Source organism: Streptomyces sp. TSRI0107 (genome assembly GCF_001905845.1).
GTDB lineage: Bacteria > Actinomycetota > Actinomycetes > Streptomycetales > Streptomycetaceae > Streptomyces.
In genome coordinates, this window is record NZ_LIVZ01000005.1 from 78833 (window position 1) to 102608 (window position 23776).

The following is a 23776-nucleotide window of genomic DNA, read 5'->3' on the forward strand; positions in this document are numbered from 1 at the left end:
GGGACGCGGCGACGACCACGGTGACTCGGGGGGCTCGATGGCCGGCACCACACAGCGGTACTTCATCAGTTACGCGGGCGTGGACCGCACCTGGGCCGAGTGGGTGGGCTACCACCTGGAGCGGAACGGCCACCAGGTCATGCTCGACGTGTGGGACTGGCGCACCGGCGACGACTTCGTGCGGCGCATGGAGGAAGGGCTGCGACAGGCCGACGCGGTCGTGGCGCTCTTCTCCAAGTCGTACTTCGAGGCGGGCCGCTGGACCAACGAGGAGTGGACCGCCGTCGTCGCCCGCCGCGACCGCATCATCCCGCTCGCCGTCGAACCCCTCACCAACCACGACGTCCCCTCGATGCTCGCCACCCGGGTCCGCAAGGACCTGCACGGACTCGACGAGGAAGGCGCGCTCGCGGCGCTGCTGGCCGCGGTCAATGGGGGCGGACGACCGAGCGGGCCGCCCCCGTTCCCGGGCGCCGCCGCGCCGGTCCCGCCCGGTCCGGGGGAGACGGGCACGGCCGAAGGGGCCAGACCCCGGCTGCCGGACAGCACCAAGCGCGCCGACGTGTGGAACGTACGCCGGAGGAACGCCGACTTCTCCGGCCGGGAGGCAGTGCTCGTCGAACTGCGGGAGGGACTGCTCGCCGGCCGCGACACCGCCGTGTACGCGCTGCACGGCCCCGGCGGCATCGGCAAGAGCCAGATCGCCCTGGAGTACGCCCATCGCTTCGCCGACCAGTACGACCTGGTGTGGTGGATCGACGCCGAACAGGCCGACCGGCTCCCCGTCCACTACACCGAGCTGGCGGACCGGATCGGCATCGCCGACCCCGGGGCCGGCGCGGAGCACAACGCCCGTATGCTGCTGCGGTATCTGCGCGACCGGTCACGCTGGCTGATCGTCCTCGACAACGCCGAGAACCCCCGGCAGATCGAGAACTGGCTCCCCGAGGGGCCCGGCCACGTCCTGATCACCTCCCGCAACCCCGACTGGCGCGACATCGCCCACCCGCTCGCCCTGGACGTCTTCACCCGCGAGGACTCCCTCGCCCACCTGGACAAGCGCGTCCCCGGCATCCCCGAGTCACAGGCCGACGCCCTGGCCGACGGAAGTCCCGCTAGCGGGAACCCGTGATCACAGCCGCCACCGCCGTCCCCGGCGCGAACGCGCCCTCGTCCGCCAGGGCGACGAGTCCGTACAGCATCTTGGCGACATAAAGACGTTCCACACCCATCCCGTGCCGCTCCTCGAACTCCTCTGCGAACGCGTGAAGTTCGGGTGTGGTGCGGGCGTACCCCCCGAAGTGGAACCGCTCGTCAAGCCACCAGTCGCCCCGCGGCCCGCCGAACGCCCGCTCCTGCAAAGCCCGTATCTCGTCGCCGAGAAAGCCCCCTTTGAGCACCGGTATCCCGAGTACCCGCTGCTCAGGCGCCACCCCGGCGGCCATTCCCGCCAGCGTGCCCCCGGTCCCGCAGGCCACCGCCACCACGTTCGCCCGACCGCGCAGCTCCTCGCCGAGGGCCTGGCAGCCGTGGACGGCGAGGGCGTTGCTGCCGCCCTCGGGGACGACGTAGGCGTCCTCGGCGCCGGCCGCGCGCAGGACGCGCGCGAGGGTGGCCGGATCCTTCTTCCGGCGATACGTCGATCTGTCGACGAAGTGCAGCCGCATGCCGTCCGCCGCACAGTGGGCCAGCGACGGATTGAGGGGACGGCCGGCCAGTTCCTCGCCGCGGACCACGCCGACCGTGGGCACGCCGAGCAGTCGGCCCGCGGCGGCGGTGGCGCGCAGATGGTTGGAGTACGCGCCGCCGAAGGTGACGATCGGCCGGCCGCCCGCCGCCGCGAGGTTGGGTGCGAGTTTGCGCCACTTGTTGCCGACGAGGTCGGGATGGATGAGGTCGTCGCGCTTGAGGAGCAGACGAACGCCATGGCGGGCGAACCGGTCGTCCCGTACCTCCCGTAGGGGAGAGGGGAGCCTCGGTTTCAGTGCGGCGAGGGCGTCGTTGCTGGTCACGGCACCATTGTCACCCTGCCGGGCGGCCCCGCCACCGGCCGCCCGCACCGCGCCGTCTCACTTCAGCCGGTCCCGGACGCGCTCCCGCATCGACGTCATGGTGAAGCCGCGCGGGTCCACCTTTCCGGGCTGCCACTCCTTGTGCCCGATGACCGACCGCTCCGTCCACCCGTGGTGGCGGCAGACCGCCGCGGCGGCCCGCTCGATGGCCTCCAGCTGGGCCGCGGGCCAGGGGTCCTCGCCGTCGCCGAGGTTCTCGCACTCGAAGCCGTAGAAGTGGCGGTTCCCGTCGGTGTTCGTCTCGTTGTCGTGCGGCAGCGCCTTCTCCGCGATCACCGCGCGCAGCACGTCGTCGTCGCCGATGCCGGCGTGGTTGGCCCGGCCGTAGCCGACGAGGTGGACGGTGCCGTCCTTGGTGATGACGCCGTGGCACAGCGGACCGGGCAGGTCCTCGTAACCGTTCCGGCACACCTCCACGGTGTGCGCGCTGCCCTCGGTCACGGTGTGGTGGATCATCACGCCGTGGACGGGGCCCCACGGCCCCTTGTGATTGCGGTTGTGGTGCCGCCAGTCGCCCACTTCGACGACCGTGACGCCTTCCGCCCGCAGGACTTCCAGGAACCGGTCCGCGGACATCGGTGAGGCCATGCGAGCCCCCTTCGTGCTGCGTGACGGCCGCCCGTCGCGACCGCCCATATCGCTGCTTGTACCGAATCGTGACGGTGCGAAATCATCCGTTCGCACAGCGTGCGAGTCGATCCGGACAGCGCGCTTCCGGCGGCGCGCGCCCGCGTGAAATCCCAGGGCGGGGCGTGCGCGAGGCCCTATGTGTGCCCAGGGCACGGTGATCCATTCCCGCTCTTTCGGGTAATAGCACGAGCACGTTGCGTGATGGAAGGCTGGTCCCGAGATCGGTGCCGGCGGCAGATGGCCGCAGGGGCATGACCGGGAGGGCAATTCCTTATGTCGGTAGGCGAAGAGGTCCGCACGGAGCAGGGCAAGCCGCAGCAGAGTCTCGGCACGGCGGCCGCGCGGAACCTGGCCACCACCACCAAGTCCGTTCCCCAGATGCAGGAGATCAGCTCCCGCTGGCTGCTCCGCAACCTTCCCTGGGTGGACGTACAGGGCGGTACGTACCGAGTGAACCGGCGGCTGACCTTCGCGGTGGGTGACGGACGCATCACCTTCGTGAAGACCGGCGATCGCGTCGAGGTCATCCCGGCGGAACTCGGAGAACTCCCCGCGCTGCGGTCGTTCGAGGACGAGGAGGTGCTGACCGAGCTGGCCCGGCGCTGCGATCAGCGTGAGATCGCCGCGGGCGAGGTGATCGCCTCGTTCGGCAGCCGGACCGACGAGGTCTATCTCATCGCGCACGGCAGGGTGGAGAAGATCGGCACCGGCCCCTACGGCGACGACGAGAGCCTCGGGGTCCTCGCCGACGGCTCCTACCTCGGCGAGCAGGCGCTGCTCGACCCGGACGCCATCTGGGAGTACACGGCCCGCGCTATCACCGCGTGCACCGTCCTGGTCCTGTCCCGGCAGCACTTCGAGCAGGTCGCCGAGCGCTCGGAGGAGCTGCGCGGCCACCTGGACCAGCGGCGCTCGCTGCCCCGGCAGCGCACCAACAAGTACGGCGAGAAGGAGATCGACCTCGAGGCCGGCCACACCGGTGAGCCGGACATCCCGCACACCTTCGTCGACTACGAGGCCCGCCCCCGCGAGTACGAACTGAGCATCGCCCAGACCGTGCTGCGCATCCACACCCGCGTGGCGGACCTGTACAACCAGCCGATGAACCAGACCGAGCAGCAGATCCGGCTCACCGTGGAGGCGCTGAAGGAGCGCCAGGAGCACGAGCTGGTCAACAACCGCGAGTTCGGCCTGCTCCACAACTGCGAGTACGACCAGCGGATCCAGCCGCACGACGGCGTCCCCAGCCCGGACGACCTGGACGAGCTGCTGAGCCGCCGGCGCGGCACCAAGATGCTCCTGGCCCACCCGCGCGCGATCGCCGCGTTCGGCCGCGAGCTGAACAAGCGGGGCCTGGTGCCCGAGACGATCGACGTCGCCGGCAACCGCATCCCGACCTGGCGCGGGGTGCCGATCTACCCGTGCAACAAGATCCCGGTCACCGAGGCGCGGACCACGTCCATCATCGCGATGCGTCTCGGCGAGGCCGACCAGGGCGTCATCGGCCTCAGGCAGTCCGGCATCCCGGACGAGATCGAGCCGAGCCTGTCGGTCCGGTTCATGGGCATCAACGAGCAGGCGATCATCAAGTACCTGGTGACGGCCTACTACTCGGCGGCGGTCCTCGTCCCGGACGCCCTCGGTGTCCTGGAGAACGTCGAGATCGGCCGCTGGCGGTGACCCCACCGGCCGCGGAGGCGGCGAGGGGGATGCCGTGACCGAGTCCCTGACACGGGCCGAACAGCCCCTCGCCGGCCCGCGACGAGCTGGACGGAGTCCCGTCGCGACCGGCACGGACACCGGCGCGGACGGCGACGCCCGCACGGACACCGGCACCGACGGCCGGCCGGGCCGGCCGGACGGCCACGAGGCGGCGGTGATCCTGGAACGCACCCGGGCCTGCGTCGACCCCGAACTGCGCGCGGCGGTCGAGTCGTTGCCGGGTGCGATGCGCAGGGTCGCGCGCTACCACTTCGGCTGGGAGCACGCGGACGGCACTCCGGCGGCGGGCAACGCGGGCAAGGCGATCCGGCCGGCGCTGGTGCTGGCCGCGGCTGCCGCGCTCGGCGGCCCCGGCGCCCAGGCGGCGGCGGTTCGGGCGGCCGCGGCGGTGGAGCTGGTGCACAACTTCACGCTGCTGCACGACGACGTGATGGACCGGGACACCACCCGCCGGCACCGCCCCACCGCGTGGACGGTGTTCGGTGACGCCGACGCCATCCTGGCGGGCGACGCCCTTCAGGCGCTGGCCCTGCGGCTGCTCGCCAAGGATCCGCACCCCGCGTCGGCGCCCGCCGCGGCCAGGCTGGCGGATTGCGTGATCGAGCTCTGCGAGGGCCAGCACGCCGACACCGCGATGGAGCGACGCGGACCCGCCGATGTCGGCCTGGACGAGGTGCTGGTCATGGCCGAGGCCAAGACCGGGGCGCTGCTGGGCTGCGCCTGTGCGCTGGGCGCGCTGTACGCGGGAGCACCCGCCGGGGACGTCGAGGCGCTGGACGCGTTCGGCCGGGAGGCCGGGCTCGCCTTCCAGCTGATCGACGACGTCATCGGCATATGGGGCGATCCGAGCCACACCGGGAAGCCGGCCGGCGCGGATCTCGCGGCCCGCAAGAAGTCCCTGCCGGTGGTGGCCGCGCTGGCCTCCGGCACCCCGGCGGCGGCGGAGCTCGCCGCGCTGTACGAGGTGCCGTACGACGGCGGTGACCTGGACCCGACCGTGCTCGCGGTGGAGCGGGCCGGCGGCCGGGACTGGGCCCAGGTCCAGGCGGCGGACCACATGGCCCGGGCGATGCAGGAACTGGCCCGTGCCGTCCCGGAGCCGGAGGCGGCCGGCGGCCTCCTGGCCCTCGCCGAGTTCGTCACCCGCCGTACGACCTGAACCGCTCCCGTCACGCCGGCGACCGGCCACGCCGGCACCCGGGCAGGACCCCGAAGCCCCCGGCGCCGTGCGGCTCCTGACGCCGCACGGCCGCCGGGGGCTTCGGCCCGGAAGGCGGGAAGGCGGGAAGGCGGGAAGGCGGGGTCCCGCACATCCCCGGGGCGTTGCCGGACGCCGACTACCGGGCGGGCACGACGGCTGCCACGATCCGCTCGACCAGCCCGTCCGGGACCTCCGTTCCGGACAGGACGCCGTCGAGCACGCCCGGCAGCGTGACGTGCTCCAGAATCAGCCCGAGCATGGCCAGGTAGAGCACGACGACCGTCTCGTCGCCGCCCGGCAGTCCCGCGTCCCGGTGGAACTCCATGCCGTACAGCAGTTGCTCCCGGACCGACTTCGTGTAGGACTCCCGCAGTTCCGGGCGCCGGGTGGCTTCGAGGCGCAGTTCCAGCAGGGCCAGCCAGCCCGTGCGGTCGCGCACGGCCCGGGCCATCAGGTCGTGCATGAGGGCCGTGACCAGCGCGCGGTCCTTCGGCGCCCGCATCAGCCCGCTCAGGACCCGCGGGTCCGGCGCCAGCCGGGTATGCACCCGGGCGTCGATCTGCCGCAGCAGGTCGTCGCGTCCGGCGAAGTAGTTGGAGGCGGTGCCCACCGGCACCCCGGCCTCGGCGTCCACCGCGCGGAACGTGAGCCCGCGCGCGCCCTCGCGGGCGAGCACCTCGACACCGGCGTCCACCAGGGCGGCGCGGCGCTCCGGGTTGCTGGCCATGTCGGAACCTCTTCTCTCACTTGCGTCCGTCTTGCGTCCGTTCCCGAAACACCCTTGCAACCACTACAAGCAAAGTACTACAACTGGAGTGGTAACACGGTCATCGCAGCCTACGAAACAGAGGCCGACTTGCGAAAGCTCACCTACTTCATCGCCTGCTCCATCGACGGTTTCATCGGCGACCCGGCAGGCGACGCCTCGTCCATGTTCCGTTTCGTCGACGAGGAGTTCCTGGCGTTCCTGAAGGAGGAGTATCCGGAGACCCTGCCCACCCACGGCCGCCGTCTCCTCGGCATGGACGACCTGCCGAACAAGCGGTTCGACACCCTGATCCAGGGCCGCGCCAGCTACGAGCTGGCCCTGAAGGAGGGCATCACCAGCCCGTACGCCCACCTGCGGGAGTACGTCGCCTCCCGCACCCTCGCCGAGTCCCCGGACCCGAACGTCGAGATCGTCTCCGACGACCTGGTCGGCAAGGTCCGCGAGCTGAAGGCGGAGGACGGCCCGCTCGGCATCTACCTCTGCGGCGGCTCGCGGATCGCCGGTGAGCTGATCGACGAGATCGACGAGATCGTCGTCAAGACCTACCCCCTCGTGCTCGGCTCCGGCATGCCGATGTTCGGCTCCGGCTTCGCCGTCACCGACTTCGCCCTGGATTCCGTGCGCGCCTTCGGCAACGGAACGCTGGTGCGGACGTACACCAGGAAGCGGTGAGGGGCGGGCGTACGGCGAGGGGCGCGGAGGCGTCGGCCGTCCTACCCTGAGGACATGGACAGCGACAAACGCGCCTGTCCCGCCTGTGGACAGCCCGTCGAAACGTTGGTCCGGCGCCACAAGACGCTGGGCGCGTGGGTACCGACCTGGGTGGCGGGTCCATGCCGGAACCCGAGGTGTCAGGCGTACGCCGCGGAAGGCTCCGACGCCGCCGAGGAGCGGCACGGACGCGCCGCCGAGCGGACGCAGCACACCGGACACGCCAAGAAACCCTGAAGCGAGGAGCGGACGTATGAAGTACCTGGTCGTCGTGCAGGGCACCCAGGCGGACTACGAGGGCATGCGCGGCCAGGCGTCCGAGTATGCCCCGGTGTGGTCCGAGGACGAGCTGAAGGCGATGTACGCCTACATGGGCGCGATCAACGCCGAGCTGGCCGAGACCGGGGAGCTGGTCGACGCGCAGGGGCTGGCCGAACCCGCCCGGATCCGGCTGGTCACCCGGGGCGCGGGGGGCCGTACGGTGATCAAGGACGATCCGTACGACCTGGTCGAGGTGCTGCCGGCCGGCTACTGGCTTCTGGACTGCGCGAGCCTGGAACGGGTCACCGAGATCGCCGAACGCGTCACCCGCTGCCCCGGCCCGGACGGAGTCGCCGACCTGCCGGTGGTGATCCGGCCCGTCATGGAGGACACGGACGAGACCTCGACCGACACCCCCTAGGCCTTACCCGGCAGTCCGCCCGTCTCCGGGTCCCGGCCGGTGAGGCAGTACGTGCCGCCCGCCGGGTCCCGCAGCACCGTCCAGTGCGAGCCGCCGGACAGGTGGACCGCGCCGAGGCGTTCGTGTTCCGCGGCCGTCTTCCCGAGGTCGGCGCAGGCCAGGTCGAGGTGGGCGGAGGCCGGCCGCTCGGTGCCCAGGCGCTGGAGCAGCACCCGCACGGGCAGGCCGGCCGGCGGCACCACCACGTGGAACTCCGGCAGCGACCCCGGGCGGGACGACCAGCCGGCCAGCAGTCCGCTCCAGAAGGCGACCTCGGCGTCGTAGCGCGACGGCGGGATGTCGACGCACACCTGGTCGAGGCGGCTGCCCCGCACCACGGGCGGCCGGACCGACTCGCCCTGCCAGGGCACGGCGCAGAACAGCTGTCCGGCCGGTGACCGCAGGACGGCCCACCCGTCGTGCTCCGCGACGGTCCGCGCCCCCAGCCGCAGCGCGTCCGCGACGAACTCCGCCACGTCGTCCACGGCGAAATCGAGATGGGCGCCGCCGTCCCCCGAGTCCACGCCCTGTACCTTCACACAGGCGTCGGCGCCGCCACCCGGCAGCAGCGTGGCGAACTCGTCCTTGTCGCCGCGCGGCGCGGAGAGCCGGGTGTCCGTGACGGCCGTCCAGAACTCCTGGGCCCGGCCGAGGACGGCGGCGGGGCGGTCGATGAAGGCGTACGTCCAGCGGATGGTCATGCGCGTGATCGTAGAAGGAACCCTCGCGCGGCCCCGCACGTTTTTTCAGACGAGAGAGAGCACCCGATGGAACCCTGCCCCTTCTGCGCCATCGTCGCCGACCCCACCCGGGCACGTGTCGTCCACGAGGACGCCCATACGCTCGCGTTCTTCCCGGTGACCCCGGCCACCTGGGGGCACACCCTGGTGGTGCCCCGGGTCCACTCGGCGGACCTGTGGGAGATGGCCGAAGAGGAGGTGGCGCGGCTGATGGATGCCGTGCTGACGGTCGGCGGGATCCTGCGCTCGGTGCTCGCCCCCGAGGGCATGAACGTCATCAATTCGGCCGGACGGGCCGCCACCCAGACGGTCTTCCACACCCATGTCCATCTGGTGCCGCGTCACTCCGGCGACCCGATGGGCGACTTCTGGCCACCGCGCGAGGCCCCCCGCGACGAGTCGGCCCTGGACGTGCTGGCGGGGCGGCTGAGAACCGCCGGCCTCATCTCAGGATGACGGCGAGCCCCAGGTCGGCGACGAGCAGCGCGCCGTAGAACAGGGAGAGGGTGTCGGACAGGACGGCGCGGCGCAGCGGCGCGTCCGGGCGGAACGGGCGCACGTCCATGGACAGCACCTCGACCGTGCTGTCCGCGCGGCGCGCGGCGTCGTACAGCCGCCGGTAGAGCCGTTCCTGACGCAGGAAGTGCGCGTCGAGGAACCAGAAGCAGAGCAGCGGCACCACCCCGGCGCCGGCCACCGTCCAGCTCTTCTGACTGGCCGACAGGGCGAGAAAGCCCGCGCCCAGTGTGAGTGCCCAGCCCTTGACGAGGAACGAGTTGGTGCCCAGCCGGGCGATGGTCGCCTGGATGAACTCCAGGTGCTTGACCCGGTCGGCGTCCAGCGGTTCCCGGCCGGTGCCGACACCGTCGTTCAAGGCGGTCACGTGTGAAGTCCCCCGTCCCGGGCGCCGGTTCGCCCCCGCCGTTCGATGCTAGCGAACGCCGAGGGGGCCGGTCGGTGTCCCGACCGGCCCCCTCGGGTGGCCCGGTGACCTGCGATGGTGCACCGATCGCGGGTCGTGGGGGCAGAGCCTGGGTCAGGCCTTCTTGGTCTCCCAGAAGATCTTGTCGATCTGGGCGATGTAGTCCAGCGCCTTCTGGCCGGTCGCCGGGTCGGTCGACGCCTTGGCGGCCGAGAGGGCCTTCAGGGTGTCGTTGACCAGCTGGTGCAGCTCGGGGTACTTCTCGAAGTGCGGGGGCTTGAAGTAGTCGCTCCAGAGCACGGAGACGTGGTGCTTCGCGAGCTCCGCGCGCTGCTCCTTGATGACCGTGGCACGCGCCTGGAAGTGCGGGTCGTCGTTGGCGGCCATCTTCTCCTGGACGGCCTTCACCGACTCCGCCTCGATGCGGGCCTGGGCCGGGTCGTACACACCGCAGGGCAGGTCGCAGTGCGCGCTGACCTTGACCTTGGGGGCAAACAGGCGGGAAAGCATGGAGCATTCCTTCCTCGTGATCGTCTTCTCAGGGGGGACATTACTCCCTGAGGGACCGGTTTTCGCGAGTGCCCCCTTGGGCTTAGGACAAAAGTCCGGGGTCAGACTGAGACTGGTGGAGGATCGAACCGGGGAGGTGCCGGGATGCGGGAGCTGTCGCAGGAGACCGAGCGGAGGGGGGCGGTGGCCCCCTTCGGGCTGGCGGAGGTGACCGGGCCGTCGATGGTGCCCACCCTCCTCCACGGGGACCGGCTCGTGGTGCACTACGGCGCCCGGATCCGGCCCGGTGACGTGGTCGTCCTGCGCCATCCGTTCCAGCAGGACCTGCTGGTGGTGAAGCGGGCCGCGGAGCGCCGCGAGGGCGGCTGGTGGGTGCTCGGGGACAACGCGTACGCGGGCGGCGACAGCACCGACTACGGCACCGTCCCGCACGAGCTGGTGCTGGGCCGGGTGCGCTTCCGGTACCGGCCGCGCAAGCCGGATCAGCGTTCGCCGCTGGCGGTGCTGCGCTGGGCGGTGTCGGCGGCCAGGCCCGTCTTCTGCGACCGGTCGGCCTCCAGGCGCTTGCGCGCGCGGTAGGCGGCCACGTTCGCCCGGGTGGCGCAGCGGTCGGAGCAGTAGCGCCGGGAGCGGTTGGTGGAGGTGTCGAGGTAGGCGTTGCGGCAGGGCGCGGCCTCGCACAGGCCCAGGCGGTCCACGCCGTACTCGGTGAGGTGGAAGGCCAGGCCCATCGCGGCGATGGCCGCGTAGCCGGCGGTGACGTTGGACGGGTGGTCGGCGAGGTGCATGTGCCACAGCGGGCGGCCGTCGTCGTCGCGGTAGTCGTGCCCGGAGATCTGCGGGCTGACCGGGAACTCCAGCAGCAGTGAGTTCAGCAGGTCCACCGCCAGGGTCTCGTCGCCCCCGTCGGCCGCCTCGAAGACCGCGCGCAGCCGGGACCGTACCGAGCGGAAGCGGGTGACGTCGGCCTCGGTGGCGCGCCGGGCCGCCGACTGGTTGCCGCCGAACAGGTCGCGGACGGCCTCGACGGAGGTCAGCGAGTCCTTGCCCCGGGCCGGTTCCTCGCTGTTGACGAGACGTACGGCGTAATCCGAGTAATAGGCCAGTTCCACTTGTAGTCCTTACGGGGGCGCTCTATGGTCGTGGTGCGGTCGGGTAACAGACGATCGTGCTTCCAGGGTATTACGCATGCGTACGTCAGGGAGGGCGACGACGATGACGGACACGGGCATCACGGGCACGGGCACCGACTGGCAGGCCTGGCAGGACAGCTGGGACCGCCAGCAGGAGTGGTACATGCCCGACCGCGAGGACCGCTTCCGGATCATGCTCGACATGGTCGAGGCACTGGTCGGCCGGGCCCCTCGCGTGCTCGACCTCGCCTGCGGCACCGGCACCATCACCGCGCGGCTCCTCGCCCGCTTCCCCGAGGCCACCAGCACCGGCGTCGACCTCGACCCGGCCCTCCTCGCCATCGCCGAGGGCACCTTCGCCGGCGACGACCGGGTCACCCTGGTCAGGGCCGACCTCAAGGACCCGGACTGGCCGGCGAAGCTGCCGCACGACTCCTACGACGCCGTCCTCACCGCGACCGCCCTGCACTGGCTGCACAGCGAACCCCTCGCGGCCCTCTACGGTCAGGTCGCGGAGCTGGTCCGCGACGGCGGTGTCTTCATGAACGCGGACCACATGATCGACGACAGCACGCCCAGGATCAACGCCGCCGAGCGCGCCCAGCGCCACGCCCGCATGGACGCGGCGAAGGAGGGCGGCGCCCTCGACTGGGCCGAGTGGTGGCAGGTCGCCGCGAAGGACCCGGTGCTCGCCGAACCCACCGCCCGCCGCTTCGAGATCTACGGCGAGCACGCCGAGGGCGACGCGCCGTCCGCCGCGTGGCACGCGAGCGTCCTGCGCGAGAAGGGCTTCGGCGAGGCCCGCCCGGTGTGGTGCTCGCCGTCCGACACGCTGCTGCTCGCGCTCAAGTAGGGCACACGCGCCGAGGGGCGGTACGGAAGATCCCGTACCGCCCCTCGCCGTCGTGTGTACCGCTTACAGCACTTACCGCTTACAGCACCTTGGACAGGAACGCCTTCGTCCGCTCGTGCTGCGGGTCGGTCAGGACGTCGCGCGGGTTGCCGGACTCGACCACCACACCGCCGTCCATGAAGACCAGGCTGTCGCCGACCTCGCGGGCGAAGCCCATCTCGTGGGTGACGACCACCATCGTCATACCGGACTCGGCCAGGTCGCGCATGACGTCGAGGACGTCACCGACCAGCTCCGGGTCCAGCGCCGACGTCGGCTCGTCGAACAGCATCAGCTTCGGTTCCATCGCCAGCGCCCGGGCGATGGCCACCCGCTGCTGCTGGCCGCCGGAGAGCTGCGAGGGGTAGTTCCCGGCCTTGTCGGCCAGGCCCACGCGCTCCAGGAGCTGCATCGCGCGCTCCTTGGCCTGGCCCCGGCTCACGCCCTTGACCTGCACCGGCGCCTCGATGACGTTCTCGGCGGCCGTCATGTGCGGGAACAGGTTGAAGCGCTGGAAGACCATGCCGATGTCCCGGCGCTTCAGCGCGACCTCGCTGTCCTTGAGCTCGTACAGCTTGTCGCCCTTCTGGCGGTAGCCGACCAGCTCCCCGTCGACGTACAGCCGCCCGGCGTTGATCTTCTCCAGGTGGTTGATGCACCGCAGGAAGGTCGACTTGCCGGAGCCGGAGGGGCCGATGAGGCAGAACACCTCACCCTGCTTGACCTCCAGGTCGATGCCCTTCAGGACCTCGACCGGGCCGTAGCTCTTGTGGACGCCCTCGGCCTTGACCATCGGGACGGTGGAGTGCTTCGAGGGCTCGTCCGTCTTGCTCGTCTTGTCGGTCATGCGGCCGCGCCTCCCTTCGGACGGGACAGGGACAGCAGGTTGGCCTTGACCTTCTGCCACGGCGTGGGCGGCAGCTGGCGGGTGGCTCCCTTGGCGTAGTAACGCTCAAGGTAGTACTGGCCGACGCTGAAGACCGAGGTCAGCAGCAGGTACCAGGCCGCGGCGAGGAACAGCATCTCGGCCGGGGCACCGGAGGTCTGGCCGATGTCCTGGGCGACGCGGAACAACTCGGAGTACTGGACGACCGAGACCAGCGAGGTCGTCTTCAGCATGTTGATGACCTCGTTGCCCGTCGGCGGCACGATCACCCGCATCGCCTGCGGGATCACGATCCGGCGCAGGGTCTTGGAGTGGCTCATGCCCAGGGCGTGCGCGGCCTCGGTCTGGCCCTCGTCGACCGCGAGCAGACCGGCGCGGCAGATCTCGGCCATGTACGCGGCCTCGTTCAGGCCGAGGCCGAGCAGCGCGGTCAGGAACGGGGTCATGAAGTCCGACCACTCGTCCTTGTAGACCGGACCCAGGTTGATGTACTCGAAGACCAGGCCCAGGTTGAACCAGACCACGAGCTGCACCAGGACCGGCGTACCGCGGAAGAACCAGATGTAGAACCACGCGATGGTGGAGGTCACCGGGTTCTTCGACAGGCGCATGACGGCGAGCAGGATGCCGCCGACGATGCCGATCGCCATGGACAGGACGGTCAGCAGAAGCGTTTTGCCGACGCCGCTGAGAACACGGTCGTCGAAGAAGTAGTCGGGGATCGCGCCCCAGTTGATCCTGCCCTGGGAGAACGCGTACACGACCGCGCCGAACAGCGCGAGCGCGACGACGGCGGAGACGTACCGCCCGTAGTGACGGACCGGGATGGCCTTGATGGCCTCCGGACCGGCCGGCGGAGTGCCGGCCGGACCCGTCGTCTTGTCGATGTCAACAGTCACGGGTGTTGCCTTTCAGTGCCCGCAGTGCGGTGGCCGCGCGGTCACTTGCCGCCGTTGACGACGGCTTCCTTGACGGCGCCGTCCTCGACGCCCCATTCCTTGAGGATCTTCTCGTACTCACCGTTCGCGATGATCGCGTCCAGCGCAGCCTTGAGGGCGTCACGCAGCTGCGTGTCGTTCTTGGCGACCGCGATGCCGTACGGCGCGGCCTCGACCTGCTCGCCGACCAGCTGGAAGTCCTTGCCGCCGCCGGACGTCGTCACGGCGTACGCGGCGACCGGGAAGTCGGAGGAGCCGGCGTCGGCGCCGCCGCCGCGCAGGCGGGTCTGGGCCTGCTGGTCGTTGTCGAAGGCCTCGATGGAGAGCTTCTTGTTCTTCGGGCACTTCTCGGCCTCGGCCTTGGCCAGGTCCTCGGAGACCGTGCCGCGCTGCACCACGAGCTTCTTGCCGCACAGGTCGGCCCAGGTCTCGATGCCCTGGTCGTCGCCCTTCTTGGTGTAGATCGAGACACCGGCCGTCAGGTAGTCGACGAAGTCGACGCCCTCGCCGACCTTCTTGCCGCTCTCGGAGTCGATGCCCTCCTGGCGGTCCTTGGTGTCGGTCATCGCGGACATGGCGATGTCGTAGCGCCCCGAGCGCAGACCGGTGATCAGGGTGTCGAAGGTGCCGTTCTCGAACTGGAACTCGACGCCGAGCTGCTTGCCCATGGCGGCGGCTATGTCCGGGTCGATACCGACCGTCTTGCCGGAGTCGTCCTTGAACTCGACCGGTGCGTACGCGATGTCCGAACCGACCTTGATGATGCCCTTGTCGCGGATCTCCTTGGGCAGCCGGTCGGCCAGCGGAGCCTCGACGGTCTTCGTCGCGGCGTCCGTGCTGTCCGAGCCGCCGCCGTTCTCCGTCTGGTCACCGCAGCCGGTGAGCATCAGGGCGCCGGCGACCGCGATCGCACCGACCGCGGCTAGCCGGGAACGCGCGGCGGTCGGACGACGGGTGGAGCTTGCGGTCATGGTGGGTTCCTCCGGCGGATGGGTGGAGTTGCCGATGGGTCGACGAGAACACACACCTTCGGGTGTCGCGACCTCGTGTGATTACGGCATCTTGCCATTCGGACTGAGCCATTCAGGCGGCTCGCCATGTCAAAATCGGATAACGGGCGACCCCCGAACCGCATCACTCCGGACAACACGGCCGCACCTTCTGCGGGAATCCTTCCTTCCGGCCGGAAGATCTTCGGTGCGTCTCACCATGCGGATGCTCGATACCTGGCTTTTGTTAGCGCTTGAGCGCTTGTCAAGGGTTTGCCGGGCCCTTGTCCCCATATTCAGCTATGAGTCATGTCACCGGCATGTGACCTTCGCGTTATGGACTCGTCGGCGACGCCCTCTGTCCGGTAAGAAGGTTCTTTACACCCCTCATCCGGGGCAGGGCGCGTGTGCGGCGCGCCCGTCGCGTATGTGCCCGTACGGCATCACGAATGGGTCATGCGCGGTGCCCGCCCATTCCTCACCAGGAGTGGACAACCCTCAAACCATGAACACTTAAGGGGTAAAACGAAGTGGCAGCGGAGATCGTCAATCCTCGCAGCGAGACCCATACGGACCAGGAGGGCGGTGCGGAGCCCCTCGACTCCTTCGATCCGGCTTTCGCGCTGCACCGCGGCGGCAAGATGGCTGTGCAGGCCACCGTGCCGGTCCGCGACAAGGACGACCTGTCCCTGGCTTACACGCCCGGCGTCGCGAAAGTGTGCACCGCGATCGCCGAGCAGCCCGAGCTCGTCCACGACTACACCTGGAAGTCGTCGGTCGTGGCCGTCGTGACGGACGGTACGGCCGTGCTCGGGCTCGGCGACATCGGACCCGAGGCCTCCCTTCCGGTCATGGAAGGCAAGGCCATCCTCTTCAAGCAGTTCGGCGGCGTCGACGCGGTGCCGATCGCTCTGGCCTGCACCGACGTCGACGAGATCGTCGAGACCGTGGTGCGGCTCGCGCCGTCCTTCGGCGGTGTGAACCTGGAGGACATCTCGGCCCCCCGGTGTTTCGAGATCGAGCGCCGGCTCCAGGAGCAGCTCGACATCCCGATCTTCCACGACGACCAGCACGGCACGGCGGTCGTGACCCTCGCGGCGCTGCGCAACGCGGCGAAGCTCTCCGGGCGTGAGCTCGGCGACCTGCGCGCGGTCATCTCGGGCGCCGGTGCGGCCGGTGTCGCGATCGCCAAGATGCTGATCGAGGCGGGCATCGGGGACGTCTCGGTGACCGACCGCAAGGGCGTCGTCTCCCGCGACCGCGCGGACCTGACGGACGTCAAGCGCGAGCTGGCCGAGATCACCAACAAGGCCGGGCTGAGCGGGTCGCTGGAGCAGGCGCTGGCGGGCGCCGACGTCTTCATCGGTGTCTCCGGCGGTACGGTCCCGGAGGAGGCGGTCGCCTCCATGGCCGAGGGTGCCTTCGTGTTCGCCATGGCGAACCCGAACCCCGAGGTGCACCCGGACGTCGCGCACAAGTACGCGGCGGTCGTGGCCACCGGCCGGTCGGACTTCCCGAACCAGATCAACAACGTGCTGGCGTTCCCCGGCATCTTCGCCGGTGCGCTCCAGGTGCGGGCCTCCCGGATCACCGAGGGCATGAAGATCGCGGCGGCCGAGGCGCTGGCCGCGGTCGTCGGGGACGACCTCGCCCCCGACTACGTCATCCCCTCCCCGTTCGACGAGCGGGTCGCCCCGGCCGTGACGGCTGCGGTGGCCGCGGCGGCTCGGGCGGAGGGTGTGGCCCGGCGGTGACGCCGAGATGAACACGGCCCGCTGAGCGAGCCGCGTTGAGCCGAATGGCCCTGCCCGAACGGGCGGGGCCATTTTGCTGCCCTGACGTTCGACTGTTCGAGTGCGTGCGGGTGGGGGTGCGGCCGTGGGTGCGGCCGCGGGTGTGGCCGCGGCGCCTGGGCGGGCGGGGGTGGTCGTGCGGCTCTGCGCAGGTGCGTCCGGCGCGCAAGAGGGTGTGTCTCACAGCGCGGTGTTGTTCCGTCGGCCGGGCCCGCCGCCTATCGTCGCCCCCATGTTCGCTGTCTACGCCGCCCGAATCGACCGCGACCAGCCGCTCACCGGCCTGGAGTTGGGGGAGCGACCCGCCCCCGAGGCCCGTCCCGGCTGGAGTGTCGTCAATGTCAAGGCCGCCTCCCTCAACCACCACGACCTCTGGTCCCTGCGCGGGGTCGGCCTCCCCGAGGACCGGCTGCCGATGATCCTCGGCTGTGACGCCGCCGGCGTCGACGAGGACGGCAACGAGGTCGTCCTGCACTCCGTCATCGGCCAGACCGGCCACGGCGTCGGCCCGAAGGAGCCGCGCTCCATCCTCACCGAGCGCTACCAGGGCACGTTCGCCGAGCAGGTCGCCGTGCCGACCTGGAACATCCTGCCCAAGCCGAAGGAACTGTCCTTCGAGGAGGCCGCCTGCCTGCCGACCGCCTGGCTGACGGCGTACCGGATGCTGTTCACCAACGCCGGGGTGCGTCCCGGTGACTCGGTGCTGGTGCAGGGCGCGGGCGGCGGGGTCGCCACGGCCGCCATCGTGCTCGGCAAGGCGGCCGGGCTGCGGGTCTTCGCGACCAGCCGGGACGAGGCCAAGCGGAAGCGGGCGCTGGAACTCGGCGCGGTGGAGGCGCTGGAGTCGGGGGCGCGGCTGCCGCAGCGGGTGGACGCGGTGATCGAGACGGTGGGCGCCGCGACCTGGTCGCACTCGGTGAAGTCGCTGCGCCCCGGCGGCACGCTGGTCATCTCCGGTGCCACCAGCGGCGACCGGCCCTCGCACGCCGAGCTGACGCGGATCTTCTTCCTGGAGCTGAAGGTGGTCGGTTCGACCATGGGCACCAAGGACGAGCTGGAGGACCTGCTGGCGTTCTGCGCGGCCACGGGTGTGCGGCCGGTGATCGACGAGGTGCTGCCGATGGACCGGGCCCGCGAGGGGTTCGAGCGGCTGGCGGCGGGCGATCAGTTCGGCAAGATCGTGCTGACCAACTCCTGAGTGCGGCGCGGGCGGACGGCCCGCGACTGACGGCCGGTCCGGTTCCCGGGCCGGCCGTTTTTCGCACCGGTCTCGTCAACTGGGGTTGACGGACGCCTCGCGTCAACCTACGTTGACGCCATGACCGAAGCAACGGATCTGGCCGAGCGCGCGGGCGACCGCGATCCGCGGATCGGACTGCGGGCCGTCGCCGCCCTGCGCCGGCTGCTGGAGCAGTTGGAGGCAGTCCAGGTGCGCAACGCGCGCAACCAGGACTGGTCGTGGCAGGAGATCGCCGCGGAACTCGGAGTCAGCAAGCAGGCCGTGCACAAGAAGTACGGGAGGCGATGAACGATGTTCGAGCGGTTCACCAAGGACGCCCGCGAGGTGGTGAAGGGAGCCTTCGTCCACGCCGAGCGCGAGCGGGCGGGGACCGTCGACGCCGGGCATCTGCTGCTCGCGCTGCTCGACCGGGAGGCGAGCCGGGGCTCCTTCGTGCTGACGGTGCTGGGAGCGGCGGACCGCCGGGAGTCGGTGGTCCGGGCGCTGGCCGAGGCCCGGCGCCGGGCCGGGCTGTCCCAGGCCGAGACCGAGGCGCTCGCCGGGCTGGGGATCGACGTGGCGGAGATCGTGGCCCGGGTGGAGGAGGCGCACGGCGTCGGCGCGATGTCCGGGTCGGCGAAGGACAAGGCGTGGTGGGGCGGCGGTCGCCCCGCCTTCGGGCGAGATGCGAAGGACGTACTGGAGAAGTCCCTCCGCGTCGCCCTCGCCCGCCGTGACCGCTCCATCGGCGACCAGCACCTCCTGCTCGCCCTGACCGCGCGCCCGGGCGTCGCCGCGGAGGTGCTGGCCGGCCATGGCGTCACCTATGAATCGGTGACCCGGGTGCTGGACGGCGGGGGAGAGGCGAAGGCGGGGTGACAGCGCGGGGTGACAGCCACCCAGCCGCCCCCTAGGCGTTGGGCGCATAGGGCGCATAGGGCGCATAGGGCGTATAGGGCGTATAGGGCGCCTAGGGCGCCTTGGGTGTCCTGGGTGCTTCGGGAGCCCGCAGCAACGCGCCGATGTGTGCCGCCGCCGCGGACAAGTGACGGCGGGCGTCGCGGAGTTGATCCGGGCTGACACCGTGGTCGCGGGCCGTGTCGCGGATGTCGTCACGGAAGCGGTCCAGGAGACGGTCCAGGTCGCGGGCGGGGTCACCGGTGGGGGGCTCATGGGCCCAGGACGGCTCGTAGCCGGCCGGGAACTCCTCCGGCGTCGGGGAGTACTCCGGCTGCGTGGAGTACGCCCGCTCCGTGGCCGGGGGGTGGTCCCGCTCCGGGGGCGCGGGGTACTCCCGCTCCGGAGCCCCGGGGTGCTCCCGTTCCGGAGCCGTCTTCGTCCCGTTGGCCCGGCCGAAGCCCAGGTCCTTGCCGAACTCCTTGCCGAAGTCCTTCCCGAACTCGCCGAACTCCTTGGCCAGTTCCGTCAGCCCTTCCCGCAGCCCCGTCGGCCAGTCGCCCCGCGAGAAGTGGTCCTGCACCCGGTCCTGGACCCGCTGCGCGATGCGCTGCATCTCCTCCTGGGCCTGCGCCCGCGCCCGCTCCTGCGCCTCCTTCGCCTGGCGCCGCGCGCGCTGGGCCTCCTCGCGGGCCCTGCGGCTCTCGTCCTTCGCCCGCCGGGCCTGCTCCTTCCACTCCTGCTTGACGCGCCGCATCTCCTCCTTGGCCGCGCGCCAGGCCTCCTTGTCGACGGCCTCCCCGAAGTCCCCGGGACCGCCCTCGGCGGTCCCGGCGCCCCGCTGGGCCTGGCCGGCCGCGGCGGCCCGCATCTCGCGCCGCAGATCACCGGCCGCGCCCCGCACGTCGGCCCGGATCTCCGCCGCGAGCTCGGCGACCGACTCCCGGATCTCCATCTCCAGGTCGGCCAGTTCACCGCTGCGCTCGGCCAGCTCGGCGCGGCCCGCGTCGGTGATGGCGTATACCTTGCGGCCGCCCTCGGTGGTGTGGGTGACCAGGCCCTCGCTCTCCAGCTTGGCCAGGCGCGGGTACACCGTGCCGGCCGACGGCGCGTACAGCCCCTGGAAGCGTTCCTCCAGGAGGCGGATCACCTCGTAGCCGTGGCGCGGGGCCTCGTCGAGCAGCTTCAGCAGATAGAGGCGGAGGCGGCCATGGGCGAAGACGGGGGGCATGTCAGAGCACCTTCTTGTCGGTCGTGCCGTCGGCCGGGGCGCTGGTCGGCGCGCTGGTCGGGGATGTGTCCTCGCCCGGGCCGGAAGCGGCATTGTCCCCCGGGCCGCCCCCTGCCCCGGTCCCGGTCCGGGCGTCCCGCTCCGGCGCGTCCCAGGGCTCCGTCTCCCCGGGGGGCCTGCGCAGCAGGGCGATGGAGCCGGAGACGGTGGTCGCTTTCAGGCGGCCGTTGCCCGCGCCGAGGCGGCCGGTGATGCGCTTGGCGCCCCACCGCCCGGTGACCCTCAGATCCTCGAAGGCGTTGGAGACGGTCCCGCTGGCCGTGTTGGCCTCCACCCGCGCGTCCGCCGGCTGCGGCAGGCGGATGGCGATCTCGCCGGAGACGCTGGTGAGGCTGATGTCGGTGGGGCGGCTCGCCGGGTCGAGGTCGACGATCATCGAGCCGCTGACCGAGTCGGCCCGTACGGAGGACCCCGTCTCGACGACGGTCAGGTCCCCGGAGACGGAGTTGAAGCGCAGATCGCCGGTGAGGGCCTGGGCCTCCAGATGGCCCGAGACGGTGTCCGCGCGGACCGGCCCCGCGAGCCCGACCAGGGTCGTGTCCCCGGAGACGCCCTTCACCTCGACCTGTCCGTCGACGCCGGAGACCACGGCGGCGGCGGTGACCGCGCCCACCTCGACGCGTGTCCCCGCCGGAACGGCCAGGGAGACCACGGCGCTGCGCCGCCAGCCCTTGGGGTCGAGCCACGTCGTGAAGCCCTTCCAGGGCAGGTCCTCGTAGGCCACGGTCAGTGTGCCGTCCCGCTGGGTCACCACCAGGGGCGGGCCGTCGATCTCGGAGACCTCCAGGCGGGCGGAACCCTCGTCCGTCCCGACCACGTTCACCGTTCCATTGACGATGCGGACCTGGAGCTCGCTCACGGGCTCGTCGAAGGTGAGCTTCCCCGGCTCCGCGACGGACCACTCGGACATGGTGCAGACCTCCTCGACGCCACCCCGGGCGCACCGTGACACGCCATATCGCGTCTTACCCGATTCACGATATATCGCGGCTACGGAAAGTCAAGACACTCGTCCGGGGGACCCGGACATGCGAGAAGGGGCGCCCCGGGGGCGCCCCTTCTCGCATGTCACACCGACGATCTACTCGTCGTCCTCGTCGTCCAGCCGCGCCAGCCACGTCGCCAGCCGTTCCACCGGCACCTCGAAGTCGGGGTTCAGATCGACGAACGTCCGCAACTGCTCGGCGAGCCACTCGAAGGTGACCTCCTCCTCGCCGCGCCGCTTCTCGAGTTCCTCGATGCCTCGGTCGGTGAAGTACACGGGTGCTCTCCTGGGGCTGGGCCTGTGGCCTGGGTCGTACCCCTCCAGGTTATGCGGCCGGGGAACCTGCCTCCCACTGCCCCGAAACCCCTCCCCGCGCGGGCGTGCGCGGGCACAATGGGAGCCTGCCGGGAGCGTACGGGGGGCGGGACGAGTGGAACGCAGGATCCAGGAGATCGAACTTCCCGGCGGCGAGAAGGTGCTCGCCCGGGTCAGTGTGCTCACGCCGGAGGAACTGCCGCCGGGCGACGACGAGTTCGCGTACGAGGACGTCGGAGCCCTCGATCACCTGGCCGCCAGGATCGATCAGCTGAACGAACTGGTCGGCGGCGTCGGCGGGGCCGTGCTGCGCGCCGCCCGTGCCGTACGCCCCGACGAGGTCAGCGCCACCTTCGGCGTCGAGCTGGCGATGAAGCCGGGCAAGGCCGTCGCCCTGCTCGCCGACGGCGAGGCCAAGGCGGCTCTGTCGATCACCCTCACCTGGAACCGCGACACCGTCGCGGACGCCGTCGCGGATGCCGGGGACCCCACCCCCGCATGACCGTGAGACTGGAGCAGCTGGCGACCCGGGCCACCGTGCGGATCGGCCCGTACGACAGGCCGGACGACCTCTGGGGCAGCGGCTTCTTCGTGGCCCCCGGGTGGGTGCTGACCTGCGCGCACGTCCTGCCCCTCGCGAGCGGCGCCGAAGCGGTCGGCCCGCTGCGTGTGCAGGGCCACCAGCTGGACGCCCCCGCACGGCTCGCCTACTGGCTCGGGGGCGGCACCGACCCCGACGAGGACCTCGTCCTCGTCCGCCTCCTGGATCCGGTACCGGTGCACGCGTGCGTGCGGCTCACCGACCGCTACGACACCCCCCACCGGGTCACGGCCCTCGGCTGGCGCACCCCGCAGGGCGGGCGCCCCCAGCGGTGGACCGGGTACAGCGAGTGCAACGGCAGGGACGGGTCGTACGGGCTGACGGTCGCAGCCCAGGTGGAGATCCCGCACGGCGCCTCCGGCGGCCCGCTGCTGGACCGGGACAACGGGGTCGTCGCCGGCGTCGTCAAGGCGCGCAGGGCCCACAAGGACGGGGGGCTGGCCGTCGCCGTGACCGCCCTGCGCGGTTTCCGCGAGGCACGCGCCGTGGGCGGCGAGACCGGCCTGCGAGCCGATCCGTACGCCGAGCTGATCCGCGCCCACGACCGCTGGCACCGAACCGCCCCGGGCGGCCTGTCCTGGGTCCGGACGCAGACCGACGTCTGCCGCGGAGGCGAGCGCTCCTGGGGTCCGCGGGACAGCGCCGAGGCGGCGGCACTGCTGGCCGCTCTGCCTCGCCCCGCCTCCCCGGGGCAGGTCCAGCGGACCGTCGCCCTGGTGCTCGGCATCGAGCCGCTCTGGGAGGACGATCTGGCCCCGGTCGACTGGCGCGACGGGCAGGGCTGGTTCCACGACCAGCCGGACGGCGCCGAGATCATCGCGTTGCACTATCTCAAGGCCGTCGCCCACACCTGCCGGGGCCGGGCCCCGGATGCCGCCGCGGAGGTGGAGCACTGGGTGAAGAAGCGCGTCCGGAAACTGCCCCCTTACCTCAAGGCACTGCTGAGAGACCGCACGGACGCGGCCGCGGCCCTCGCCGGGTGGGCCCCGGACGACGATCCGGGGCCCGTCGTCGCCGTGGAGCTGGAACCGGACCTCTACCGGCCCGGTGACCGTTTCCACTGGCGGGTCTGGTCCTGGCCCGCCGGCCCCGGCAGCGCGCGGGTCCTCGACGAGGACGGCGCCGACGAGGGCGCCCCGCTCAGCACACTGCCCGACGTCCTGGACGGACCGCTCGGCCAGGCCTTCGGGCAACTCGACACGGAGGCTCGCCGGACCCGGCTCGAACTCGCCGTGCCCGTCGAGCACTTCGGTCTGCACGCCCACCGATGGCCGCTGGGCGCCCGTCGGCCGGTCGTGCTGCGCTGCCTCAAACGCCGCGGCGAGCCCACGTCCGTGTGGAAGGAACGCTGGACCGGCATGGCCGAGGGCGGGCTCAAGTCGCTTCCCGTGCAGTGGCCCGAACACGCCAAGGAGGCCCTGGAAGGGGCACCGCCCGGCGCCGTGCCGGTGCTGTGCCGCCCGCCGCAGCAGAACACGGGGCCCTTCGCGGAAGCCGTCCGCGCGGGGTACGGCGTCGCTCTGTGGAGCCTGCGGAACGACCACGCGCGCGCGTGCGGGACGGACTGCGGCGACCTGTTCGGCACCGCCGCCAACCTGCTCGGGTCCGCCGGACGCGCCACGTCCCTGCCGGAGCAGCTGTACATGCGCCGCGAGCAGTACGGCGACACGGACTGGGCGCACCACCTGGCACTCCTGTACGACGACCCCGACCGCCCGCTGCCGCTGTGCGAGGCCCCCCTCGATTCCCCGTGAGCGGCGCCCATGACCGATGCCCCTGAGCGGTCGGCTCGTGCGAACACGCTGAGCTTCCGCCGCCCTCGCGTCCGAAGGAGTCTTC

General features: G+C 71.4%; 26 protein-coding genes and 1 pseudogene. 14 read left to right on the forward strand and 13 right to left on the reverse strand.

Translation table 11 applies throughout. The features are described from left to right. Positions 1-37 precede the first annotated feature (37 nt). A pseudogene (locus AMK31_RS14130) lies at positions 38-1102 on the forward strand (TIR domain-containing protein); the annotation flags it as partial. Between the two features lie 13 nt (positions 1103-1115). Here the strand turns inward: AMK31_RS14130 and AMK31_RS14135 are convergent. Both AMK31_RS14135 and AMK31_RS14140 read right to left on the reverse strand, forming a co-directional pair. Next, on the reverse strand, positions 1116-2012 hold the full coding sequence (locus tag AMK31_RS14135) for a 1-aminocyclopropane-1-carboxylate deaminase/D-cysteine desulfhydrase (RefSeq protein ID WP_073940854.1): 897 nt from the start codon (positions 2010-2012) through the stop codon (positions 1116-1118). Between the two features lie 57 nt (positions 2013-2069). Next, a complete protein-coding gene (locus AMK31_RS14140) occupies positions 2070-2660 on the reverse strand; it encodes an N-acetylmuramoyl-L-alanine amidase (RefSeq protein WP_073940855.1) in 591 nt (196 codons plus the stop codon). Between the two features lie 315 nt (positions 2661-2975). Between AMK31_RS14140 and AMK31_RS14145 the strand changes: the two genes are divergently transcribed. Next, positions 2976-4382, forward strand: coding sequence for a family 2B encapsulin nanocompartment shell protein (locus AMK31_RS14145; protein ID WP_073940856.1), 1407 nt, complete (start codon positions 2976-2978; stop codon positions 4380-4382). Positions 4383-4416: 34 nt separating this feature from the next. Then, positions 4417-5583 carry a family 2 encapsulin nanocompartment cargo protein polyprenyl transferase gene (locus AMK31_RS14150; protein WP_241842649.1) on the forward strand — a complete coding sequence of 389 codons (1167 nt, stop codon included), beginning with the start codon at positions 4417-4419 and terminating at the stop codon, positions 5581-5583. Between the two features lie 178 nt (positions 5584-5761). On the opposite strand, the gene AMK31_RS14155 is transcribed toward AMK31_RS14150, so the two are convergent. Beyond that, positions 5762-6352 carry a TetR/AcrR family transcriptional regulator gene (locus AMK31_RS14155; RefSeq protein ID WP_073940857.1) on the reverse strand — a complete coding sequence of 197 codons (591 nt, stop codon included), beginning with the start codon at positions 6350-6352 and terminating at the stop codon, positions 5762-5764. Positions 6353-6481: 129 nt separating this feature from the next. On the opposite strand from AMK31_RS14155, the gene AMK31_RS14160 reads away from it, so the two are divergent. Further along, positions 6482-7066, forward strand: a complete 585-nt coding sequence (locus AMK31_RS14160; RefSeq protein WP_073940858.1) for a dihydrofolate reductase family protein — start codon at positions 6482-6484, stop codon at positions 7064-7066. Positions 7067-7358: 292 nt separating this feature from the next. Next, entirely contained in the window at positions 7359-7787 is a 429-nt protein-coding gene (locus tag AMK31_RS14170; RefSeq protein WP_073940860.1) for a YciI family protein, read from the forward strand. Here AMK31_RS14170 and AMK31_RS14175 read toward each other — a convergent pair. Further along, positions 7784-8527: a VOC family protein gene (locus AMK31_RS14175; RefSeq protein ID WP_073940861.1), complete on the reverse strand. Its 744-nt coding sequence runs from the start codon at positions 8525-8527 to the stop codon at positions 7784-7786. The two genes, AMK31_RS14170 and AMK31_RS14175, sit on opposite strands and share 4 nt — an antisense overlap. Before the next feature lie 66 nt (positions 8528-8593). On the opposite strand from AMK31_RS14175, the gene AMK31_RS14180 reads away from it, so the two are divergent. After that, positions 8594-9022 (forward strand): HIT family protein, encoded by a 429-nt coding sequence (locus AMK31_RS14180; RefSeq protein ID WP_073940862.1) that lies wholly within the window; start codon positions 8594-8596, stop codon positions 9020-9022. On the opposite strand, the gene AMK31_RS14185 is transcribed toward AMK31_RS14180, so the two are convergent. Together AMK31_RS14185 and sodN are read right to left on the reverse strand one after the other, a co-directional pair. Then, entirely contained in the window at positions 9009-9449 is a 441-nt protein-coding gene (locus tag AMK31_RS14185) for a hypothetical protein (protein ID WP_073940863.1), read from the reverse strand. The genes AMK31_RS14180 and AMK31_RS14185 overlap by 14 nt on opposite strands. Before the next feature lie 153 nt (positions 9450-9602). After that, a complete protein-coding gene (gene sodN, locus AMK31_RS14190) occupies positions 9603-9998 on the reverse strand; it encodes a superoxide dismutase, Ni (protein ID WP_020136639.1) in 396 nt (131 codons plus the stop codon). Positions 9999-10142: 144 nt separating this feature from the next. On the opposite strand from sodN, the gene sodX reads away from it, so the two are divergent. Further along, positions 10143-10577: a nickel-type superoxide dismutase maturation protease gene (gene sodX, locus AMK31_RS14195; protein WP_073940864.1), complete on the forward strand. Its 435-nt coding sequence runs from the start codon at positions 10143-10145 to the stop codon at positions 10575-10577. Here the strand turns inward: sodX and AMK31_RS14200 are convergent. Beyond that, positions 10481-11110: a CGNR zinc finger domain-containing protein gene (locus AMK31_RS14200; protein WP_073940865.1), complete on the reverse strand. Its 630-nt coding sequence runs from the start codon at positions 11108-11110 to the stop codon at positions 10481-10483. The two genes, sodX and AMK31_RS14200, sit on opposite strands and share 97 nt — an antisense overlap. Before the next feature lie 103 nt (positions 11111-11213). Between AMK31_RS14200 and AMK31_RS14205 the strand changes: the two genes are divergently transcribed. After that, a complete protein-coding gene (locus AMK31_RS14205; protein WP_073940866.1) occupies positions 11214-11984 on the forward strand; it encodes a class I SAM-dependent methyltransferase in 771 nt (256 codons plus the stop codon). A 79-nt stretch (positions 11985-12063) separates the two neighbouring features. Here the strand turns inward: AMK31_RS14205 and AMK31_RS14210 are convergent, their stop codons facing one another. Genes AMK31_RS14210 through AMK31_RS14220 form a run of 3 tightly spaced genes read right to left on the reverse strand, consistent with a single transcriptional unit; the run spans position 12064 to position 14818 of the window. Continuing rightward, a complete protein-coding gene (locus tag AMK31_RS14210; protein ID WP_073940867.1) occupies positions 12064-12870 on the reverse strand; it encodes an amino acid ABC transporter ATP-binding protein in 807 nt (268 codons plus the stop codon). Continuing rightward, positions 12867-13808 carry an amino acid ABC transporter permease gene (locus AMK31_RS14215; protein ID WP_073940868.1) on the reverse strand — a complete coding sequence of 314 codons (942 nt, stop codon included), beginning with the start codon at positions 13806-13808 and terminating at the stop codon, positions 12867-12869. Before AMK31_RS14215 ends, AMK31_RS14210 begins: the two co-directional genes overlap by 4 nt. 41 nt (positions 13809-13849) lie before the next feature. After that, positions 13850-14818 (reverse strand): ABC transporter substrate-binding protein, encoded by a 969-nt coding sequence (locus AMK31_RS14220; RefSeq protein WP_073940869.1) that lies wholly within the window; start codon positions 14816-14818, stop codon positions 13850-13852. 548 nt (positions 14819-15366) lie between these two features. On the opposite strand from AMK31_RS14220, the gene AMK31_RS14225 reads away from it, so the two are divergent. The 4 genes from AMK31_RS14225 (at position 15367) to AMK31_RS14240 (ending at position 18727) form a co-directional block, all read left to right on the forward strand. After that, positions 15367-16590 carry an NAD(P)-dependent malic enzyme gene (locus AMK31_RS14225; protein ID WP_073940870.1) on the forward strand — a complete coding sequence of 408 codons (1224 nt, stop codon included), beginning with the start codon at positions 15367-15369 and terminating at the stop codon, positions 16588-16590. 271 nt (positions 16591-16861) lie between these two features. Beyond that, entirely contained in the window at positions 16862-17827 is a 966-nt protein-coding gene (locus AMK31_RS14230) for a zinc-binding dehydrogenase (RefSeq protein WP_073940871.1), read from the forward strand. Positions 17828-17947: 120 nt separating this feature from the next. Further along, positions 17948-18157: an HTH domain-containing protein gene (locus tag AMK31_RS14235; RefSeq protein ID WP_073940872.1), complete on the forward strand. Its 210-nt coding sequence runs from the start codon at positions 17948-17950 to the stop codon at positions 18155-18157. 3 nt (positions 18158-18160) lie between these two features. Continuing rightward, positions 18161-18727, forward strand: a complete 567-nt coding sequence (locus AMK31_RS14240; protein ID WP_073940873.1) for a Clp protease N-terminal domain-containing protein — start codon at positions 18161-18163, stop codon at positions 18725-18727. 91 nt (positions 18728-18818) lie between these two features. Here AMK31_RS14240 and AMK31_RS14245 read toward each other — a convergent pair whose 3' ends face one another. The 3 genes from AMK31_RS14245 to AMK31_RS14255 form a co-directional block, all read right to left on the reverse strand. Then, a complete protein-coding gene (locus AMK31_RS14245) occupies positions 18819-19976 on the reverse strand; it encodes a helix-turn-helix transcriptional regulator (protein ID WP_073940874.1) in 1158 nt (385 codons plus the stop codon). A 1-nt stretch (position 19977) separates the two neighbouring features. After that, positions 19978-20946: a DUF4097 family beta strand repeat-containing protein gene (locus AMK31_RS14250; RefSeq protein ID WP_073940875.1), complete on the reverse strand. Its 969-nt coding sequence runs from the start codon at positions 20944-20946 to the stop codon at positions 19978-19980. Positions 20947-21117: 171 nt separating this feature from the next. Further along, entirely contained in the window at positions 21118-21297 is a 180-nt protein-coding gene (locus tag AMK31_RS14255) for a DUF6104 family protein (protein ID WP_003992906.1), read from the reverse strand. A 154-nt stretch (positions 21298-21451) separates the two neighbouring features. Here AMK31_RS14255 and AMK31_RS14260 point away from each other — a divergent pair, with 154 nt between their 5' ends. Further along, positions 21452-21838, forward strand: a complete 387-nt coding sequence (locus AMK31_RS14260; RefSeq protein ID WP_073940876.1) for a CU044_2847 family protein — start codon at positions 21452-21454, stop codon at positions 21836-21838. Beyond that, positions 21835-23691, forward strand: a complete 1857-nt coding sequence (locus AMK31_RS14265; RefSeq protein ID WP_073940877.1) for a VMAP-C domain-containing protein — start codon at positions 21835-21837, stop codon at positions 23689-23691. The genes AMK31_RS14260 and AMK31_RS14265 overlap by 4 nt, the downstream gene beginning before the upstream one ends. The last annotated feature ends 85 nt before the right edge of the window (positions 23692-23776 follow it).